General features: G+C 73.2%; 13 protein-coding genes. 7 read left to right on the top strand and 6 right to left on the bottom strand.

The window, feature by feature from the left end; all coding sequences use genetic code 11:
- Positions 1-17: 17 nt before the first annotated feature.
- Positions 18-686, bottom strand: coding sequence for a TrmH family RNA methyltransferase (locus tag ACO0E0_RS01000; RefSeq protein ID WP_422869535.1), 669 nt, complete (start codon positions 684-686; stop codon positions 18-20).
- Between the two features lie 241 nt (positions 687-927).
- Between ACO0E0_RS01000 and ACO0E0_RS00995 the strand changes: the two genes are divergently transcribed.
- On the top strand, positions 928-1,731 hold the full coding sequence (locus ACO0E0_RS00995; protein ID WP_422869534.1) for an HAD-IIA family hydrolase: 804 nt from the start codon (positions 928-930) through the stop codon (positions 1,729-1,731).
- A complete protein-coding gene (locus tag ACO0E0_RS00990) occupies positions 1,728-2,531 on the top strand; it encodes a methyltransferase domain-containing protein (protein WP_422869533.1) in 804 nt (267 codons plus the stop codon). The genes ACO0E0_RS00995 and ACO0E0_RS00990 overlap by 4 nt, the downstream gene beginning before the upstream one ends.
- A gap of 80 nt (positions 2,532-2,611) precedes the next feature.
- Here the strand turns inward: ACO0E0_RS00990 and ACO0E0_RS00985 are convergent, their stop codons facing one another.
- Complete coding sequence (locus tag ACO0E0_RS00985) at positions 2,612-3,469, bottom strand: CPBP family intramembrane glutamic endopeptidase (RefSeq protein ID WP_422869532.1); 858 nt, start codon at positions 3,467-3,469, stop codon at positions 2,612-2,614.
- 299 nt (positions 3,470-3,768) lie between these two features.
- On the opposite strand from ACO0E0_RS00985, the gene ACO0E0_RS00980 reads away from it, so the two are divergent.
- Complete coding sequence (locus ACO0E0_RS00980; RefSeq protein ID WP_422869531.1) at positions 3,769-5,334, top strand: phosphatase PAP2 family protein; 1,566 nt, start codon at positions 3,769-3,771, stop codon at positions 5,332-5,334.
- Between the two features lie 124 nt (positions 5,335-5,458).
- Here ACO0E0_RS00980 and ACO0E0_RS00975 read toward each other — a convergent pair whose 3' ends face one another.
- Together ACO0E0_RS00975 and ACO0E0_RS00970 are read right to left on the bottom strand one after the other, a co-directional pair.
- A complete protein-coding gene (locus ACO0E0_RS00975; protein WP_422869530.1) occupies positions 5,459-7,012 on the bottom strand; it encodes a GMC family oxidoreductase in 1,554 nt (517 codons plus the stop codon).
- The gene (locus ACO0E0_RS00970; RefSeq protein WP_422869529.1) at positions 7,009-8,520 is read right to left on the bottom strand and encodes an alpha/beta hydrolase; all 1,512 of its coding nucleotides are present in this window, start codon (positions 8,518-8,520) and stop codon (positions 7,009-7,011) included. Before ACO0E0_RS00970 ends, ACO0E0_RS00975 begins: the two co-directional genes overlap by 4 nt.
- Positions 8,521-8,683: 163 nt before the next feature.
- Between ACO0E0_RS00970 and ACO0E0_RS00965 the strand changes: the two genes are divergently transcribed.
- On the top strand, positions 8,684-9,631 hold the full coding sequence (locus tag ACO0E0_RS00965) for an aldo/keto reductase (RefSeq protein WP_422869528.1): 948 nt from the start codon (positions 8,684-8,686) through the stop codon (positions 9,629-9,631).
- Positions 9,632-9,734: 103 nt separating this feature from the next.
- On the opposite strand, the gene ACO0E0_RS00960 is transcribed toward ACO0E0_RS00965, so the two are convergent.
- Together ACO0E0_RS00960 and pyrE are read right to left on the bottom strand one after the other, a co-directional pair.
- Positions 9,735-12,158: a hypothetical protein gene (locus ACO0E0_RS00960; protein WP_422869527.1), complete on the bottom strand. Its 2,424-nt coding sequence runs from the start codon at positions 12,156-12,158 to the stop codon at positions 9,735-9,737.
- Complete coding sequence (gene pyrE, locus ACO0E0_RS00955) at positions 12,155-12,706, bottom strand: orotate phosphoribosyltransferase (RefSeq protein WP_422869526.1); 552 nt, start codon at positions 12,704-12,706, stop codon at positions 12,155-12,157. The genes ACO0E0_RS00960 and pyrE overlap by 4 nt, the downstream gene beginning before the upstream one ends.
- 89 nt (positions 12,707-12,795) lie before the next feature.
- On the opposite strand from pyrE, the gene ACO0E0_RS00950 reads away from it, so the two are divergent.
- From ACO0E0_RS00950 to ACO0E0_RS00940, 3 genes are all read left to right on the top strand, one after another.
- Entirely contained in the window at positions 12,796-14,511 is a 1,716-nt protein-coding gene (locus ACO0E0_RS00950; protein WP_422869525.1) for a hypothetical protein, read from the top strand.
- Between the two features lie 197 nt (positions 14,512-14,708).
- Positions 14,709-16,049, top strand: a complete 1,341-nt coding sequence (locus ACO0E0_RS00945; RefSeq protein ID WP_422869524.1) for a peptidoglycan DD-metalloendopeptidase family protein — start codon at positions 14,709-14,711, stop codon at positions 16,047-16,049.
- 62 nt (positions 16,050-16,111) lie between these two features.
- A complete protein-coding gene (locus tag ACO0E0_RS00940) occupies positions 16,112-16,960 on the top strand; it encodes a phosphotransferase (RefSeq protein ID WP_422869522.1) in 849 nt (282 codons plus the stop codon).
- Positions 16,961-16,990: the final 30 nt, after the last annotated feature.

Raw genomic sequence — 16,990 nt, 5'->3', positions numbered from 1 at the left:
CCCGGCGGACCGCCGGGTCACGCACCCCCGTGCCGGAGCACCCACATGTGCATGACGATCGCCGCGGCCGCCGAGGCGTTGATGCTCCGTGTCGACCCGAACTGCGCGATCTCGAGGTGGTGGTCCGCGGCGGCCAGGGCCTCGTCGCTGAGTCCGGGTCCCTCCTGCCCGAACAGGAACACGCAGCGCTCCGGGATCGCCGCCGTCTCGATCATCGCGGCCCCGGGCAGGTTGTCGATCGCGACGACCGGGCGCCCCTCGGCCTGCATCGCCGCGACGAACGACGCGATGTCCGGGTGGTGGACGACGTGCTGGTACCGGTCGGTGACCATCGCACCGCGGCGGTTCCATCGGCGGCGTCCGATGACGTGCACGGTCCCGGCGAGGAACGCGTTGGCGCTCCGGACGATCGACCCGATGTTGAGGTCGTGCTGCCAGTTCTCGATCGCGACGTCGAAGGCGTGCCGGCGGGTGTCGAGGTCCGCGACGATGGCCGCCATGGTCCAGTAGCGGTACCCGTCGACGACGTTCCGGGTGTCGCCGTGCGCGAGGAGGTCCGGGTCGAGCCGCGGGTCCTCGGGCCAGGGGCGGGGATGCGGGCCGACGCCGTGCGTGGTGAGCTCGTGCGTCGCGGCGGGTCCGGCCGGCGGTTCTGCCGACGTCGACGTCTCGGCGGGTTCGGTCACCGGTCGAGTGTAGGTCCGGGCCGCCGCGGGCAACGTGACCGGGTGCCGCGGGCGACGTGACCGCCCGCCGGGGCCGAGGGGCTCCGCGGAGCGCGGGCGTGCCTCCCGTCCGGCCTGTGGAGAACTCGGGGTGCCCATCGGAGCCGGCCAGTAGGCTGGCGGCTCCCGCACCGGAACGGGCCTCGTGCCCTCCGGTCGGGGTGGAACCCGCTCGCCGAGCCGGTCAGACGGAAGGGAACGCATGGTTGCTGCGACGCGCGACGAGGTCGAGTGCTGGCTGACCGACATGGACGGCGTGCTCGTCCACGAGAACCAGGCGCTCCCCGGTGCCCCGGAGCTCATCCAGCAGTGGCTCGACCAGGGCACCCCGTTCCTCGTCCTCACGAACAACTCGATCTTCACGCCGCGCGACCTCAGTGCACGACTCCGGCTGTCCGGGCTGTCCGTGCCCGAGGACCGGATCTGGACCTCGGCCCTCGCGACCGCGGACTTCTGCGCGTCCCAGATGCCCGGCGGCTCCGCGTTCGTGATCGGCGAGGCCGGCATGACCACCGCCCTGCACGAGGTCGGGTTCATCATGACCGAGACGAGCCCCGACTACGTCGTCGTCGGCGAGACCCGGAACTACTCGTTCGAAGCGATCACCAAGGCCGTCCGGCTCATCCGCGACGGCGCCCGGTTCATCGTCACCAACCCGGACGCCACGGGCCCGAGCGCGGAGGGCGTCCTCCCCGCGACCGGGGCGATCGCCGCGATGATCAGCAAGGCGACGGGCAAGGAGCCGTACGTCGTCGGCAAGCCGAACCCGATGATGTTCCGCTCCGCGATGAACCGCATCGGGGCGCACTCCGAGAACACCGGCATGATCGGCGACCGGATGGACACCGACATCCAGGCCGGGATCGAAGCCGGTCTGCACACCGTCCTCGTGATGACCGGCATCAGCGACATGGCCGAGGTCGAGAAGTACCCGTTCCGCCCGAACGAGATCCTTTCGGGGGTGCACGAACTCGTCGCGACCGCCCCGTTCGAGGTCGAGATGTGACCGGCGGCGCACCCGTGTGGGACCCGGCGCAGTACGCCGCGTTCGCGAGCGATCGAGCTCGGCCGTTCCACGATCTCGTCGCGCGGATCGGAGCGAGCGCACCCCGCCGCGTGGTCGACCTGGGGTGCGGCCCCGGTGCGTTGACGGCGACACTCGCGGCACGCTGGCCGGACGCCCAGGTGATCGGCATCGACGCCGCGTCCAGCATGCTGGACGAGGCCGCGGCGCTCGGCGAACGGTTCCCGAACCTGCGGTTCGAACGCGGCGACATCGCGGACTGGAGGCCCGACCACCGTGACGACGTCGTCGTGACGAACGCGGCCCTCCAGTGGGTACCGACGCATGTGGAACTGTTGCCGACCTGGCTCGCCGCGCTCGCCCCGGGCGCCTGGTTCGCGATGCAGGTCCCCGGGAACTTCGGATCGCCCTCGCACGCGCTCATGCGATCGATCGGAGCGCAGGCACCGTTCGCCGCGGCCCTCGACGGCGTGCTCCGCGCCGACCCGGTGCTCGACGCGCCCGGCTACCTGTCGCTGATGCTCGACGCCGGGTTCGACGCGGTCGCGTGGGAGACGACGTACATGCAGGTGCTCCAGGGCGAGGACCCGGTGCTGGAGTGGACACGGGGCACGGGTCTCCGGCCGGCCCTCCAGGCACTCGACGCCGCCGATGCGTCCGGGACCATGCGGCGTTCGTACGAGCAGGCCTACGCGGTCGCACTGCGTGAGGCGTACCCGGCGGGCCGGCACGGCACGGTGTACCCGTTCCGTCGGGTGTTCGCCGCGGGCGTGCGGCGCTGACCGGGCTCCACGCGGGCGTGCGGGCTCCACGCTGACCAGGCTCCACGCGGGAGTGCGGGCTCCACGCGGGCCGGCGGGCTTCATGCGTGCGAGCGGGCCTCGAACTCCTCGCGGGGCGGGACCGTGCGCCAGCGCTCCGCCAGACGCCGGGGCCGGTCGTCGTGCAGGGCGACGAACACCGCCGCGACGACGCCGAACACGAGGGCGACGATCGTCAGCAACCCGAGGATCCCGATCGCGGCGATGTTCCCGCCGATCCCGGTCGCGACGACGCCGATCGCCCCGAAGTCCCACAGCGCGTGCATGAGCATCGGCACCGCGATGCTCCGCGTGACCCGCCGGGCCACGTAGAGCACCGAACCGAACGACGCCGCGAACAGGACCTGGAGGATCGTCGGCCCGACTCCGGCACCGGCCAGGATGTTGAGCAGGTGCAGCAGTCCGAACAGCGCCGACGACAGCAGCCACACCCAGAACTCCGGCAGCCGCGCGCGGAGTCCGACGAGCAGGACACCACGGGTCAGCAGCTCCTCGAAGAAGCCGACGAGCAGCACCGCGACCGCGAGCAACAGGAAGTACCGGAGCGGACGCGCGTGCCAGTCGACGAACGGCAGGCGGGCGAGGGCCGCGACGACCACGACGACCGGTGCGATCGCTGCCCACGCCGGAGCACCTCGATGCCGGTCGAGGAGGACGATCCGCCACCAACCGACCGCGGTGACGAACACCGCGAGCGCGGCACCAGCGATGGTCTCGGGCAGGATGAGCCTGTGCACGACGCTGTCGATGGTGGTGCCGACGTCGGCGTAGTCGTCGCTCGGCCGGGAGTGGATCGCGCTGACGACCGCGAACGCGACGAGCGGCGCGAGGCCGAGGAGCACTGAGGGTCGGACGGGCCAGCGCCGACGGCGGGCGGGCGTGGTCTCGGGAGCGGTCATCGCCTCCCATTGGACCACGCGGGTACCCCGTCGAGTGGCCCCGTCGAGCCACCCCGTCGAGCGGCCTCGTCGAGTCACCCCGTCGAGCGGCCCGTCGAGTCACCCCGTCGAGTGAGCAGCAATCGTCAGGTCGGACGGCGGGACCCGACGATTCCTGCTCACTCGCGGCGTCGGCCGGACGGACGCGGCACCGGCCGCCGCGGCCTCGTTCACCTGCTGGACACGACGGCGTCGCCGGGCGGTCACAGGGTCCTCGTACAGTTCCGACGCTGAACCACCCACGACCAGAGAGAGCATCCATGCCCCGTTCGTCCCGTTCACGGACCCGCCGGCGGACCACCGCCACGCGGAACATCGCCATCACGGCACTCGCGTCTGCCCTGCTCGTGGGGACGCCGGTCGCCGCCTTCGCCGCGGCACCGTACCCGAGCGACTCCACCGCGCCGAACCTCATCCCGCTCCTGGCCGGGTACAACGACTACTGGGTGCCCGACGCCGGCAACACCCTGCACGGCACCGTGAAGGACGCCGCCGTCCTCGAGCACGACGACGAGCTCACGGTCTGGATCAACAACCATGCGACGAAGGCGCAGCAGTTCAAGGCCCTCCAGGACGCCGAGTACAACAACACCGCCGGCACCGCGTACGACCAGTCGATGACCATCGCCGACTCGCTCGGCTCGGTCCTCGGTCCGCTGTACCTCAAGGGCACGAACACCGGGGCGCTCCCGCTCACGAAGGCGCTCATCAACAGCTCGAACGGCACATCGGGCGCCTACGTCGGCACCGGTGCGGCCAAGGCGAACTTCAGCCACCCGCGCCCCTACCTGCCGACCGACCCGAACACCGCTCCGGTCGCGGGCGACGACCCCGCGTGCTCGCCGACGACGGTGAACGCGTCCTCGCTCGCCGCCACGCGCGTGGGCCAGCCCTACGCCGCGGCGAACGGCAACCTCGACATCGTGCGCGTGCCGGACCAGACCGACACGACCGGTACGATCGCCCCGAACGGCGCCGCCGTGCCGCTCTCCGCCGGCTACGCGCAGGCCGGGATCTGCAAGGGCGGCTCGTTCCCCTCCGGGCACACCACCACCGCGTACCAGGCCGGTGTGACCCTCGCGACGCTCCTCCCCGAGCTCGCACCGGAGGTCCTCGCCCGCGCGTCCGAGGCCGGCAACGACCGCATCGTGCTCGGTGTGCACTACCCGCTCGACATCATGGGCGGACGCATCGACGGCGAGGCCGCACTCGCCGCCCGCTGGTCCGACGCGAAGTACCGCACCGAGGTCCTCGAGCCCGCCCGTGCGGAACTCGTGAACTACCTCCAGACGCAGTGCGGTGGCACCCTCGCCGCGTGCATCGCATCGGAGACCGCCTACCAGAGCAACCCATACGGCGGACAGGCGATGCCCGGCGGGACGGCGCAGATCGTCACGAACCGTGCCACCGCGACGTCGGTGTACCGCGAGCGTCTGACCTACGGGTTCCCGGCATCCGGCACGACGGGGCTCGCGCCGTCGGTCCCGGCCGGCGCGTCGAACCTGCTCCTCAGCACGTTCCCGACCCTGACCGACGCCCAGCGCACCCAGGTCCTCGCACAGACCGAGATCGCGTCGGGCTACCCGCTCGACCAGTCCACGTCGTCCAGCGGATCGTGGGAGCGGCTCGACCTCGCTGCGGCGACGAGCGCCACCGTGCAGCTCGCCGCGAACGGTACGGCCACGGTCACCGCGACGGGTGGGACCGCCAGTGTCGTCCCGGCCGCCACGACCGACCCGGGCACCGGCTCCGGCTCCGGCGCGGGCACGGGCACCGGCACCGCTGCCCCGACCGCGACGGTGCACCTCCCGGTCGTCAGCGGCTGACCCCGGCCTCGGGCTCGGACCCGGCCTCTGGGCCCGGACCCGGCCTCTGGGCCCGGACCCGGCCTTCAGGCAGCTGAGTGAGCAGGAATCGTCGGGCGGGATCATCCCACCCGACGATTCCTGCTCACTCGACGGGTTCTGCGCGCATCGCCTCGGCCGTCCGGAGCGACAGTGCCATGATCGTCAGCGCCGGGTTCGCGATGAGCGAGCTCGGGAACACCGAGTTGTCGACCACCCAGAGGTTCGGCACATCGTGGCTCCGGCCCCACGGATCGACGACGCTGTCCGTTGGGTCGGCGCCCATCCGCGCCGTGCCGACCGTGTGCGCGGTCCGTCCGAGCACCGTCGTCGACGTCGCACCGGCGGCCTCGACGATCCGCGTCATCGTCGCGATCGCGTGCTCGTCGATCGCGTCCTCGTTCTCACCCGCACTGAACGACACCCGGGCGACGGGGATGCCGAACTCGTCGACCTCGTCGGACAGCTCGAGCACGTTGTCGTCACTCGGCAGGCACTCCGCGTTGATGCCGACCCCGGCCACGAACCGGTAGTCGTCCATCGCCTGCACGAGGTCCTGCCCCCAGAGCGCACCGCCACGGGCGAGCGTCGTCGCGAAGGTCAGCGGCACGACGCCGAGGCTCTGGATGAGGTACCCGCCGGCGAAGTCGACGCCGTCCGGGCGGACGAAGTCCTCCGTGATGATCGAGGAGGGGTACCCGCGGTGGCTCCGCATCTCGGAGTCGAACTTGCCCCACACCTGCGTGGCCCCGTGCGCCATGAAGTTCCGGCCGACCTGGCCGCTCGAGTTCGCGAGTCCCGTGTGCAGGAGCAGCCTCGGGGTCTCGATGCCGCCCGCCGCGAGGACGAGCGCCGCGCAGCGCTGCCGGTGGTCGACGCCGTTCCGCCGGTACACGACGGCCTCGACGTGCCCGCGGGCGTCGAGCTCGATCCCGTGCACCATCGACTCGGGACGGATCTCCGCCCCGGCGGCGACCGCGGCGGGCAGGTAGGTCGTGTCGGTGCTCGCCTTCGCGGCGTTCCGGCAGCCCTGGTGGCACGAGCCGGTGTTCGAGCAGGCGTGCCGGAGTCCCCACGACGGTTGTTGCCAGTCCTCGGTGACGACCGCGGCCGGGGCGTCGGTCGCGGTGATGCCGACCGCCTCGCACCCGCGGATCATCATGTCCGAGGACGCGTTCCGCCTGGTCGGCGGCAGGACGTAGCCGCGGGACGGGTCCCACGGGTAGTGCGCCGGGCCGGAGACGCCGATCGTCCGCTCGACCCGTTCGACGTACCGGATGAGCTCGGCGTGGTCGACCGGCCAGTCCGCACCGACGCCGGAGTCGCGACGGAGCCGGATGTCGTTCTCGGTCGGACGCGGCGTGAACGCTCCCCAGTGCAGGGTCGATCCGCCGACGCCGCGGCCGCTGTTGTTCTGGCCGAACGCGGTGGGGGTCTCGCCGGCGCTCAGGCGTTCGTCGGTCCAGATGATGTCCAGCGCGCCCGCCTCGTCCGGGGTGTGGTCGCCCGGCTCGGAGTTCGCACCGGCCTCGAGTGCGACGACCTTGAGGCCCCGCGCGGCGAGCGACGCCAGGAGGGGCGCCCCGCCGGCGCCCGTACCGACGACGACCACGTCGACGATCTCGTCGTCCGAGTACGTGCGCATGTCCGTCAGGTTCATCGGGTGCCCTCCATGGTCGGTTCCCAGCCTTCTCGTTGATCGGCTCCGAGCAGCTGGAACCCCTGCGTGCGAGCGCCGTCGCCGCCGTTCGCGAACCCGTCGAACCCGATGCGGGCCATCGTCGCCGGGTGCGAGAGCCACTGCCGGACGAGGTCGACGCGGGCGTCCTCGAACCAGATGGTCATGCGTGACGCGTCGAAGACGCGCCCGGCCGAGCCGTCCGAGCCATCGGAGCCGTCCGAGCCACCGGAGCCGTCCGACCGCCCGGAGCCACCAGCGCCACCGGAACCACCAGCGCCACCGGCATCGCCGGCCGAGCTGTCCCCGTGCGGCGGGACGAAGGACCCGTCGACGATGTCCGCGATCCGGGCGTCCTGCTCCTCCGGCGACAGGTCGGCGAACCCGGCCAGACCGTCGAGTCCGATGCGGTACGCCGCCGCGTCGGGAGGCAGGTCGGCGTTCCGCCACCCGTCGCCCTCCCCCGCCGCGATCTGCGCGTCGACCCGCGCCGCGAGGTCGATCGGCGCCGACCCCTGGGGCACGACCCGGTCGGCGACCGCCCGCAACGTCGTCAGCTGCGCGGCGCTCAGGACGGCGGGCTCGTAGTCCGGGTCGTCCGCGAGTGCGCGTCCGGCGAGGATCGCCCGGGTCCGTGCCGAGGTGTGTCCACCGGCGATCGTCGCGACGACCGGCTCGGGGATGACGGGCGCGTGGCCGGCACGGTCCGCCCAGAACGCGCGGATGAGCTCGGCGACCTCGTCCGGCCGTTCGAGCGGCAGCATGTGCCCGGCGCCCTCGAGTGTCGCGAAGCGCGCCAGGGGGTACACCGCGCCGTTCAGCTCGTGCTGCGCCGGAGCGCCGAGGTCGCCGTCCGCGCCACCGGCCACGATGAGCGCCGGCAGGCGGAGCACCCCGACCGCCGGCGACCAGTCCTCCCGGCTGCCGCGGGTCAGCCAGTCCGCCCATGCCTCGCCGCTGGCGCGCTGGACGTCCGTCGTCGCTGCCTCGTCGAGCGCGGCGGGGAGCGGCGACCCGACGTTGGCATCGACGAACGTCCGGGCGGCATCGGCGTCGAGGTGAGCCCGCAGTCCCCCGCCGTCGGCCGTGGCCCATCCGAGCATCTCGTCCCGTCGGGACTCCTCCATCGGTTCGGGGACCGGGGGCGATGCGGCGAGCAGGACGACCCCGGCGAGCCCGAAGACACCGGGCGCTCCGGCCATCACCGTCGCCGCGACCGTCGAGGCGACCTTGCCGCCCATGCTGTGCCCGACGAGGATCCACCGCGTCGCACCGTGCGCTCGGATCCGCCCGAGGACGTCGTCGCGCATCGCCTCGACGGTCGTGCCGGACGCGGTGCCGCCCTCGCCGCCGCGGTCCCCGAACCCCGGGAGGTCGAGTGCGACCACGTCGAACACGTCGGCGAGCCGCTCGGCGACCCCGTCGAACTCACGACGGCTGGACCCGAGGGCGTGGAGCATGAAGGCGGTGGGGAGACGCGGTGCGGACATGACATCGACGCTACGGATGCTCGATCACCGCTGTCCGCGATGTCCCCCGAGCGCTGTGCAGCGGCTGATGACGACCTGGAGCGGACTCGTCGCGCCGGGCATAGCGTGGTGCGGTTCCGGGTTGCGCAGGACCACGACCCACTTACCCCGTGAAAGGACTCGCATGACCCGCATCGGCACCTCCGACCTCCACGTGTTCCCCCTCGCCCTCGGCGGCAACGTCTTCGGCTGGACGGCCGACGAGCAGACCTCACACGACGTCCTCGACCACTTCGTCGCCGGCGGCGGCAACTTCATCGACACCGCGGACGTGTACTCGGCCTGGGCGGACGGCAACGTCGGTGGCGAGTCCGAGACCGTCATCGGCTCGTGGCTCGCGAAGTCCGGCAAGCGGGACGACGTCGTCATCGGCACGAAGGTCTCGCAGCACCCGGAGTTCTCCGGGCTCGGTGCAGACACCGTCGCGAAGGCGGCCCGGGCGTCGCTCCAGCGACTCGGCACCGACACGATCGACCTGTACTACGCGCACTTCGACGACGAGGACACCCCGCTCGAGGAGACGGTCACCGCCTTCGACCAGCTCGTCCGGGACGGCATCGTCCGGTACGTCGCGATCTCGAACTACACGGCCGAGCGCGGCGCGGAGTGGATCCGGATCGCCAAGGAGCACGGTCTCGCCGAACCGGTCGCGATCCAGCCGCACTACAACCTCGTCAAGCGCCAGCCCTTCGAGTCGACGATCGCCCCGTTCGCGCACGAGAACCACCTGTCCGTGGTGCCGTACTTCTCGCTCGCCGCCGGGTTCCTGACGGGCAAGTACCGCTCGGCCGAGGACTTCGCCGGCACGGACCGTCAGGGACAGGTCGAGGGGTACTTCTCCGATGCGGGCCTCGCCGTCGTCGACGCGCTCGCAGCGGTCGCGGAGGCGCACGAGGTCCCGATCGCGTCGATCGCCCTCGCCTGGCTGCAGGCGCAGCCGGACGTCGCCGCACCGATCGCGAGCGCCCGCAACCTCGACCAGCTCCCGGCGCTCCTGCAGTCCGCGGACGTCGAGCTCACGAGCGACGAGCTCGAGTCGCTCACGACCGCGTCGTCCGCCGTCCCGGCCTGAGTCCCGGCGGCTCGGGGACGCGGCCACGTGACGGACGGGAGGCGCGGGACGGGCCCGTCCCGCGCCTCCCGTCCGGTGCGCCGCGCTCTGAGTGCGACCCGGCTCAGGCGTTCGGCGCGAGCGACCCGGTGATCGGCTGGCCGGAGGACCGGCTCACGAAGCAGTAGTAGTAGTGGTCGCCGGTGTCCCACTCGCCGAGGTCGGCGGGGTAGGAGCCCTGCACCTGGATGTCCGAGTACGTCGCGGCTGCCGCCAGGTCGAGGGCGCCCGACGACGAACACGTCTCCGACATCTGCGCCTTGAGCGTGTCCGCACCCGGGTAGTCGGCCTGGTCGATCGCACCACGGATGGTCATCTGCGCCGCGTGCTGCGCGGCGCAGTCAACGACCGTGAAGGTCGACGCCCACGCGTCGGTGAACGGCGACAGGCACTCGCCGCCGGCCAGATCGCGCCAGGAGTGCTCGCCCGCACCCGCGGCGGACGTCGCAAACACGGCCGTCGCCGAGGGGACCGGTTCCGGGGTCGCGGTCCGCTGGAACGACGCCGAGGCCGAGGTCCGCGTCGGGGACGGCGCCGGCTGGTTCTGGGGATCGCCGCCGATGATCCACCGGGTGATGAAGAACACCGCGACGAGCAGCACGACGATGATCGCGATCGCGCCCCAGATGAACCACTGCTTGCCGCGCTGCCCGTGGGCGGCGAGACGACCGAAGCCCTCGTTCACGAAGTTGTCGTTCCCGCTCGACGCCGGGCGCGCGGCACCGTAGGTCGTCGAGGAGCGCGGCGGCTGGACGGGCCGGGCGTCCGCCGGCGCGGGACCGGCCGACACCGGTGGCGTGACGAACGGGAACCCGTCGGGGCGTCGGGCGTCCTGCGAGGCACCGACACCCGCCCCGCCGACCGCTGGCATCGCCCGGGTCCCGGTGTCGCCGTGGTCGCCGGTGTCGCCGTGGTCGCTCGTCTGCCCGTCGTCGCCGAGGTGGTCGTGCTCGACGGACTGCATCGCGCCGGTGCCGAACAAGGCGTCGATGGCGCGGGTGTCGCTCGTCTCGCGGCCCGTCCACTCGCGCTGGTCGACCTCGTCCGGGTCGGTCGACGACGCGCGCGGCGTCGACTCGTCCTGGTCCCTGCCGAGGAGCGCGTCGAGGTCCGCCGCGGCAGAGGTGGGCGGGTGCCCGTCGGGGTCCCCGGCCGGGACGTCGTCGCGGGCCCACCAGGGGACCTCCTCGGCGACCGGGTCGGTACCGGCGGGCGCGTCGGCCTCGGGCTCGGCTGCCTCGGGCTCGCGGGCCGCTGTACTGACCGCGGGTGCAGGAGTCGGCAGGGCCGCGGTCGGGAGGTCCTCGTCCCAGTCCTCGTCGTCCTCGTCGACGTCGACGCCCTCGCCGGTGCGGTCGGCGTTGCCCGTGGTCCCGTCCGCGACCGGGATCGCCGTCGTCGACGTGCTCGCGCCGAGGAGCTCCTCGAGCGTTGGCTCGGATGCAGCGGGAGCGCTCTCGCGGAGGAGTTCCTCGAGCGACGGCTCCGGTGCGGCGTCGCCGTCGGGGCGTTCGCCGCCGGAGAGTCCATCGCCGACGAGCTCGCCGTCGACGAGTCCGTCGTCGACGAGCTCGCCGTCGACGACCTCCTCGTCCTCGTCGGCGAGCGACCACGACCCGGCGGCGAGCGCCGTCGTGTCGGCTGACTCCGGCGTCGACCCCGGGTCGTCGGACGGGACATCGGCGGTCCAGTCGAAGGGCGCATCGGCGGGAGATGCGGTGGAACCGGGTGCGACCGGACCGGCACCACCGTGTGCGGCGTCCTCGGCCGTGGACAACCGGAGCAGTTCGGTGAAGCTCGGCGGCTCGTCCGGGCCCGGTGCCCCGGTGTCCCTCGGGTCGCCGGGGGCGGGAGCCGAGCCGGTCACGCGGCCGAGCCAGTCGACGTCGTCGCGGCCGAGCCCCTCCGGGTCGGTGCGGCGACGTTCGTCCTCGATCGCACGCGTCTCGGCGGCCCGGGCCTCGCGGCTCGTCGCGGCGAAGGGCAGCTCGATGGACATCGGGTGCGGCGCGGCCGAGGAGGGCGGGACCTCGGACGGCGGCGGGATGTCCGGACCGGAGCGCTTCGCGAGCTCCTCGGGCATCGACACGGCCTGGGTGCGGTCGTCCTCGTCGGCGGACATCGTCGGCTCGCTCGACGACGCCGACGCATCGTCGACCGGCGCAGCGTCGACCGACGCAGCGTCGACCGACGCAGGCTCGACCGACGCAGGCTCGACCGACGCAGGCTCCACCTCGCCGGACTCCGACGCGCGCTGCGCCGCCCGCATCTCGCGCCGGGTCGGCCAGTTCTCCGGCAGCCGTGCCTCGCCGAAGATCGAGGACGCACTCCGGAGCTGCCCGTCGAACGGAGCCGCCGGCGCGGCGTCGCCGGGCCCGGCCGTGTCGTCAGCCGCAGCGGACGCGTCCGACGGGTCCTGGGCCTCCCGGCCGTGGTCCTGGTGCCCCACGGGGTCCGGCGCGTCGTCCTCCGGACCGCGATCGGTCACTTCGCCAGCCCGAGGTCGGCCAGACCGATCGCCGCGAGGTAGGGGTACCCCGCGGCCTCGATCACCTCGCGCGCACCGGTGTCGCGGTCGACGACGACCGCCACGGCGGCGATGACCGCTCCTTCGCGCTCCAGCGCCTCCGCGGCTCTGAGCGGGGAGCCGCCCGTGGTCGAGGTGTCCTCGAGCACGACGACACGCTTGCCCCGCACGTCCGGACCCTCGACCTGCCGGCCGCGACCGTGGTCCTTCGGCTCCTTGCGGACGACGAACGCGTCGTACTGCTTGCCGAGGGCGGCGGCCTGGTGCAGCACCGCGGTCGCGACCGGGTCCGCGCCCATCGTGAGACCGCCGACCGCGTCGACGTCCGGGACGCCTGCGATGAGGTCGGTCATCACCTGGCCGATGAGCGGCGCGACCCGGTGGTCGAGGCTCACCTTGCGGAGGTCGATGTAGTACGTCGCCTTCTTGCCGCTGGTGAGGGTGAAGTCGCCGTGGAACACGGCTTCGGCGGTGATGTGGTCGATCAACTGCGCGCGGACGTCGTTCACGAGTCACCACAGTAACCGAGCGGTCCGGATCGGCACAGTCGGCAGGTGGACGGCGGCTGCTCGTGGGGTGCGGTGGGTACGCTCCATGCATGGTCCACCCGCCCATCCCGCGTGCGCGTCCGTCGCGCGGGGGCGGTCATGAACGCCCCGGTGGCCCCGGCCGGGAGGCGCGACTCCCGCCCGCCGTCCACGCGGCGGCGCTCGAGCTGGTCGGCCTGCTCACCGCGATCTCCCTCACCGTGGCGTCGCTCCGACACGTGATCGCCACCGATCGCGTGCAGCTGCTCTGGTACGACGGCGACTCGGTGCTCCTGCCGCTCGTCGAGCGGTCGATGCGGCTCGGCCTGCCGTTCGAGTGGGCCATGTCGCCCGCGCTGTTCTTCTTCCCGGAGATCCCCGTCTACCTGGTCTGCGCCGCCGTGACGACGACACCGCAGGCCGCCCTGGCCCTGAACGGCGTGCTCGTCCTCGTGGCGCTGTACGTCATCCTGCGGGTGGTCGCCGCGCAGCTGATGCCGGATGCCACCCGGGCGGTGCGGATCGGGGTGAGCGTGCTCGCGATCGGCGTCGTCACGGTGCTCGTGCTCACCGAGTCCGGCGCCGTCGCCTCGTCGCTCGAACTGGCGTCGCTCCTGCTGTTCAGCACGTACTACTACGGCGTCGTCCTCGCGATGCTCGGCACTGCCGCGATCGCCCTGCGCGTCGTGCGGGACGCCTCCCGCGCCGTCCCCCGCACCTCGTGGGTGGCGCTCACGGTCCTCGTCCTCCTGGCCGTCTGCACGACGGCGTCCAACCCGTTGTACGTCCCCTGGTCGGCCGGGCCGGTCCTCGTCACGGTCGGGTTGCTCGCGGTCACCCGACGCCTGCCGTGGCGGGTCGTCCTCACGCTCGCGGTGGCACTCGGCGGCGGCTCGACCGTGGGGTACCTGCTGCGGATCCCGCTCGGCCCGTTCGTGTCGCTGTCGCCGAGCACCTACGTCCATCCCGCGCAGGCCGCCGAGACACTCGGCTGGTTCGCGGCGCTCACCGACAGCCGCGCCGCGACGAGCCTCGGTGACGCCGAGCTGCTCCTCCTGTTCCTCGGGTTCGCCGCCGGGGTGGCCGGCATGGTGTGGGCGTGGCGGGTCCGGGCGTCGCGGACGGTGCTCGTGGCGTCGACGCTCTCCACGGTCACCGTGCTCGTCGTGTCCGTCGGGGTCGTCGTCGCGGGCTCGGAGACCCCCCGGTACCTCGAACCGATCGTCACCGCGCCGCTCCTCGCCCTGGTCGCGGTCGCCGAGCTCACCAGAGCGCACATCGGCCGGACGCGGCTGCACCGGACGGGGCGCGGGTTCCGCGGGGTGGTCGCCGTCGTCACGGCCGCGGTGCTCGTCACGGGGGCCGCGGTGGTGCCGACGACGATCGGTGCCGTGCGGGCCGCGACGTACGCACCCGCGGCGTGCCTGACGACCTGGGTCGACGGGCGCGACCTGCAGGGCGTCGGACAGTTCTGGACGGTCCGCCCGCTCGCTGCGTACGCGACACCCCGAGCCGGGCTCCTGCAGGTCACGGACACGTTCTCGACGTACGCGTGGATGACGAACCTGGCCGCGTACCGGGACGCGCACCCGACCTACGTGCTCATCGGGTCGCGGGACATCTGGCGGACCCCGGTGCAGGACGTCCTCGGGGACCCCGCGTCGATCGCGCACTGCTCCGGGTACGACATCTACGACTACGCCGGGACCCCGGGGGCACAGGTGCTGCGGCAGCGGGTCGTCGGGTCGGCGACGGAGATCCGGCTCGAGCGCGGGCTGGGCGGCTGACGGGTCGTCCGGGCGGTCCGCCGCTCCACCTGCGTTGTCCACAGCCAGGCGCGGCCACCACGCCGAGTCTGAGAGGACGTATAGGCTGATCGGATTCCGCATCGTCCCCGAGCGGGCCCCGCGCAGTTCCGGCACGACGCCGGACCGGCCGGCGGACCGTGATGCATCGACCGACCATCGACGATTGGGTTCTCCCCGTGCCGGTTCTCCGTGCCGACCTCCGCCGCGGCGTCCGCGTCCGCCGCGGCCTCCGCGTCCGCGTGCTCGCCCTGGCCGCCGTCGTGGCGCTCGCCGGCGGCCTCCTCACCACGACGGACCGTGCCGACGCCGCGACCTACCCGTCATGGGACGACGTCATGGCGGCGCGGGGGCAGACCGCCGCCACCCAGACCAAGGTCGGCGAACTCCAGACGCTCCTCACCGGACTCCGCGACCGCGTGTCCGCCGCGCAGGCCGAAGCAGACCGACTCGGTGGCGAGTTCCAGCAGGCGCAACAGGCCGCCGACGCCGCCGCAGCACGCGAGTCGGCCCTCCGCGCGGACGCCGACGAGCACGCCGCGATCGCCGAGGACAGCGCTGCCCAGGCCGGCCAGTTCGCCGCGCAGCTGTCCCGTGGTGGCGGCGCCTCGGTGACCGCGTCCCTGATGTCGGACGGGCGCGGGGCGAAGGACCTGCTCTACGACCTCGGAGCGATGAGCAAGCTGACCGAGCACGCGCAGAAGGTCGAGACCGCGGCGGTCGCGGACGCCGCCGTCGCACGATCGCTCACGGCGCAGGCCGATCGTGCCGCCAGTGCGCTCGACGCCCTGGCGACCGAGGCCGAGACCCGGATGGCCGCGGCCCAGCAGGCCTCGGACGCGGTGCAGGCACAGCTCGCCGAGCAGAACGACAACGAAGCCCGTCTGCAGGCGCAGCTCGCCACGCTGCGGACCGGACAGGAGCACACCGAGGCCGAGTACGCCAAGGGCGAGCAGGTCCGGATCGCGGCCGCGGCGGCCGAGGCCAAGCGCCAGGCGGACGCAGCTCGTGCTGCCGCGGCCGCTGCCGCTGCGCGCGCTGCCACGAGTGGCGGCAGCAGCTCGGCCGGTCCCGGACCGGGTTCCGGTGGCGTCGGGTCCGGGTCGGGTTCCGGATGGGTCCGCCCGGGCGGCGGGGGGATCTCGAGCGCGTTCGGCTACCGGATCCACCCGATCACCGGGGTGCGGACGTTCCACGAGGGCGTCGACCTCGCGAGCGGATGTTCCACCGCGATCGTCGCCGCGGCATCCGGGACCGTCGACTACGTCGGCCGCTACGGCGGGTACGGCAACTACGTCCGGGTGGACCACGGCGGAGTGAAGACCGCCTACGGGCACATCGTGGACGGGGGCTTCCGGGTCCGGAAGGGCCAGCACGTCGAGGCCGGGCAGCTCGTCGCCCTGGTCGGGTCCACCGGCAACTCGACCGGCTGTCACCTGCACTTCGAGGTCCGTCCGGGCGGCGGCAGCCCGATCGACCCGGTGCCCTACATGGCGGCCCGGGGCGTCTCCCTCCGCTGATCGACCGGCTGCGGAGTCGTGCTGGGTCCCCCATCGGTGCCGGAGTCGGCCATGATGACGGGGTGCACGACATCGATGGACTCCCCTCCCGCCCGGTCGACGTCCCGGCCGAGGTCCTGCGCATCGCCGCCGCTCGTGGGGTGCCCGCCGACGGTGTCGTCCCGGTCTGGGTGAACGCGGTCGGCGGACTCACCTTCCGGCTCGACGGCGGCGCGGCAGGCGCCGCAGGCGCGGGGGGCGCAGCCAGCGCGGGGGGCGCGGCCGGCGCGGGCGCCTACCTCAAGTGGGCGCCGCACGGAACGGGACTCGACCTGCGGGGCGAGATCGCCCGCCTGTCCTGGGCGCGCAGGTACACGGCGGTCCCCCGGGTCCTCGACCAGGGCGTCGACGACGACGCCCGATGGGTCCTCACCGCCGCGATGCCGGGTTCGAGCGCGGTCGACCCCCGGTGGCACGACGACCCCCGCCCCGCGGTCGTCGCAGCGGGCGTCGGACTCCGCGCGCTCCACGACGCGCTCCCGGTGGGCGAGTGCCCGTTCGAGTGGGCGGTCCCGACGCGGATCGCACGGTCCGGCGCGTCCGACGAGCAGATCGCGGCCCTCGGCCCGGCACCGTCGCCCGACCGCATCGTGGTCTGCCACGGAGACCCCTGCACGCCGAACACGCTCGTGCACGACGACGGCCGGTGGGCGGGACACGTCGACCTCGACGCGCTCGGCATCGCGGACCGCTGGGCCGACATCGGCGTCGCGACGATGTCCCTGGGGTGGAACTTCGGGCCGGGTTGGGAGGGGGTGTTCCTCGACGCGTACGGGATCGACCCCGACGAGGAACGCTCGACCTGGTACCGCGCCCTGTGGAACCTCGGCGACCCGAACCCGCCGTCCGACCAGTCCGTGCCCGCCGCCTGAGCACGCACCGCGCCGCCCCTGGCCGGTAGA

This window comes from Curtobacterium phyllosphaerae, assembly GCF_049341865.1.
GTDB lineage: Bacteria > Actinomycetota > Actinomycetes > Actinomycetales > Microbacteriaceae > Curtobacterium > Curtobacterium phyllosphaerae.
This window is presented reverse-complemented; position numbering and strand designations above follow the sequence as displayed.